The sequence below is a fragment of the Neotabrizicola paludis genome (genome assembly GCF_044142105.1).
In the GTDB taxonomy this organism is placed as follows: Bacteria; Pseudomonadota; Alphaproteobacteria; order Rhodobacterales; family Rhodobacteraceae; genus Pseudogemmobacter.
Genome location: NZ_JBGTYM010000021.1, coordinates 1 through 3,063 on the forward strand (window position 1 = coordinate 1; position 3,063 = coordinate 3,063).

Annotated in this window: 3 protein-coding genes; all 3 read right to left on the bottom strand. The window is 70.0% G+C overall.

Annotation, left to right across the window (positions count from 1 at the left end):
- Positions 1–126: 126 nt before the first annotated feature.
- The 3 genes from ACED67_RS21565 to ACED67_RS21575 are packed head-to-tail and all read right to left on the bottom strand — an operon-like array spanning position 127 to position 2,783.
- Positions 127–924 carry an ABC transporter ATP-binding protein gene (locus tag ACED67_RS21565; RefSeq protein ID WP_395543800.1) on the bottom strand — a complete coding sequence of 266 codons (798 nt, stop codon included), beginning with the start codon at positions 922–924 and terminating at the stop codon, positions 127–129.
- Complete coding sequence (locus ACED67_RS21570; protein WP_395543801.1) at positions 915–1,928, bottom strand: ABC transporter substrate-binding protein; 1,014 nt, start codon at positions 1,926–1,928, stop codon at positions 915–917. The genes ACED67_RS21565 and ACED67_RS21570 overlap by 10 nt, the downstream gene beginning before the upstream one ends.
- A gap of 18 nt (positions 1,929–1,946) precedes the next feature.
- Entirely contained in the window at positions 1,947–2,783 is an 837-nt protein-coding gene (locus tag ACED67_RS21575; protein ID WP_395543802.1) for an ABC transporter permease, read from the bottom strand.
- Positions 2,784–3,063 lie beyond the last annotated feature (280 nt).

Here is a 3,063-nt window from a genome sequence, read left to right on the forward strand (position 1 = left end):
TCGTCGCCATCGACCGCGTCGCGAAAACCTATCGCAGCAAGGGCCTCTGACCCCAGCCAAAAAAGGCGAAAGGCCTGAATGGCGGGTCTGGAGAACAGTCTTCAGACCTGCCGAGCTAGGCGCGCGTCACGCGGTCACGCCCGCCCGGTGAAAATCGGAATTGGGATCGTTCAGCACCGCGTCGCGCAATTGCGCCCAGAGGCTTGCGCGCAGCGCGGCATAGGCCGGATGGACGCGCGGATCCTGCTGTCCGCGCGGCGCGGCAAAGGGCGGGGCGATCCGCGCCAGAACCCGGCCGGGGCGCGGCGACAGCAGCACGATCCGGTCGCCCAGAACCAGCGCCTCATCGACGCTATGGGTGACGAAAACCACCCCCGGCCCGCCCTGCGCCCCGGTCAGGCGCAGCAACTCGCCCTGCATCAGCTCGCGCGCCTGGGCGTCGAGCGCGGCGAAGGGCTCGTCCATCAGCAGGAAATCGGGCCGCGGCGCCAGTGCCCGGGCCAGCGCCACCCGCTGCTTCATCCCGCCGGAGAGCGCCGCCGGAAAGGCCCCGGCCACGCGCGACAGCCCGACCAGCGCCAGCACCTCAGCCACCCTTGCGCGGGCCTCCTCCGCCGCCAGATGGGGCAGGGCGAAGGCGACATTCTCGGCCACCGTCTTCCAGGGCAAGAGCCGGTAGGACTGGAACACCATCGCCGTGCCCCTGCCCGGCCGGGGCGGCTGCCCATTCAGCGTCACCCGCCCAGCATCGGGGGCGATCAGCCCCGCCATCAGCCGCAAGAGGCTGGTCTTGCCGCAGCCCGAAGGCCCCAGCAGCACCAGCACCTCGCCCTTGGCCACCGCCAGATCGACGCCATCGACCACCGGCCTGCCGCCAAGCGACAGGCCGGCCTGCGACAGCACGATCTCCGGCGTCAGTTCCAAGCCGTGTCGCCCTTGTCCGACACGCCCAGCTTGTCCAGCACCGCCCGCAGCGGCGCGAAATCGGCGAAAGCCTCAAGCGGCGCGGGCGTCATCCCGGCGAAATCCTCGGATTGATGCAGCCAGTCCTGCGCGGCCTTCAGCTCGCCCTCGCTGATACCGCCATTCACCGTCCAGGACCCGGCAAAGGCCTTGGACAGCATCTCCAGATCCTCTTTCGCCACATCCGGCCGCGCCTTTGCCATCGCCGCCACCCATTTTTGCGGATCGGCCTGGAAATCCCGCGCCGCCAGCACGAGCGCCTCGATCACCGCCTGCACTTCGGGGCCGCGCTTGGCCAGCGTGTCGGCGGTGACGACGTTCAGCTTCGACAGCACCGGCGCCGCGCGGTAAAAGTCGTCGGGCGAGACCAGGACCGAGACATCCGCCGCGTCATCGACGGCGGTGAAAGTGCCGATCCCCATCGTCGTCGCGTCGATCTGCCCGGCCAGCAGCGCCTGGGCCCGGGCCTGCGGCTGACCCAGGGCCACCAGCTCCAGCGAGGAGACATCGACCCCCGCCGCTTCCAGCACCCGCATCGACAAGAGATGGTCGACGCTGCCGACGCGCCCGATGCCGAACCGCTTGCCGGACAGATCGCCCACCGCGCCCAGGCCCTTGCCCGCGATCAGGAAGGGCAGCGCCTTGTTGGGCGACATCACGCCGCGCAAATCCGCGGCCCCCGCCCCCACCGCCTGCAACAGCACATCCAGCGAGACATTCGCCATTTCGCCCTCGCCCGCGCGCAGCGCCGCCATCACCATCGGCGATTGCTCGACCCGGACGAATTCCACCTCGACCCCGGCCCGGTCGAAATAGCCCTCCTGCTTGGCCAGCTCCATCACCGAATTCGGCACCAGAGGCGTCTCGGCATCCGAGACGATCAGACGGAATGGCTCGGCCGCAACTGGGCCGGATAAAAGGGCCGCCGAAAAGGCCGCAGCGGCCAGGGCAATCACGCGCTTCATGGTCTCATCCCTCCTGGTTCAGGCCTCGCGCCAGCGCAGAAGCCGCTTCTCGATCAGCCGCAACCCCTCGGTCATCGCCGCGCCGATCAGCGCCAGCACCACGACCACGGCCAGATATTCCGCCATCCGGAACCGGCTGCCATAGACGGCCAGCAAGCCGCCCAGGCCGCTGATGGCGGTGTAAAGCTCGGCCACGATCGTGTTGATCAACCCGATGGTGGCGCCGATGCGGATGCCCGCGATCAGATAGGGCAGGGCGCCCGGCAGCACGACATGGCGCAGGATGCGGGCCCGGCTTGCGCCGGTGGCCCGCGCCATCTCGACCAGTTCCGGGTCCGCCGCGCGCACCCCGGCATAGGCGTTCAGGATGACCGGCATCACCGCGCCCAGAAAGACGATCAGCACCTTGGCCTGTACGCCCAGCCCCAGCGCTACGATGATCAGGGGAATGAAGGCCACGCGCGGCGTCGCGGCCAGCGCCATGACATAGATGTCCAGCGTCCGGCCCAGAAGCCGGAAGGTTCCCATCGCGCAGCCCAGGGCCGCGCCCGCCGTCACCGCCAGGCCGGTGCCCAGCAGATAGACCTGAAGGCTCGCGCCCAGCGCGGGCAGCAGCCGCCCTTCCGCGACCAGCCGCCCCAGCGCCCGCGCAACTTCCAGGGGCGAGGCGAACAGGCCCGGCGGCGCGGCGCGCGCGGCCAGGGTCCAGAGGATCAGCACCACGGCCAGAAAGCCCAGCCGCAGCAGCGCCGTGCCAAGCGCGGTCTCGCCCGACAGCGGCGCGCGGGCCACGCCGGGCCCCTGGGCCCCTGCGGCGGCGCGCTTCGGCATGGCGGTCTCGATCCTCGCTGCCACGGGTCCTGCGTCCTCGGGCCTCTCTCGCATGGCGTCAGTGTCCGGCAGGCCGCGCCCGGGCGCAAGCGGGTTAGACTCAGCCCTTTGGCTGAATGGACGCAAGGCGGAATGTGGCCGAAACTGCCCTCTGCCTCAACCTGCCCGCCGCCCCTTTCCCGGGCGATCTGGGCGGGCTTGGGTTACGCCAATTGCAGGAGAGCCCGCCCATGCGCACCCGTGCCGCCGTTGCCGTTGCCGCCGGAAAACCGCTTGAAATCATGGAAGTGAACCTTGAAGGCCC

Coding starts and splice junctions, on each gene's coding strand:
- ACED67_RS21570 (WP_395543801.1), bottom strand. CDS start 1,928: ATGAAGCGCGTGATTGCCCTGGCCGCTGCGGCCTTTTCGGCGGCCCTT.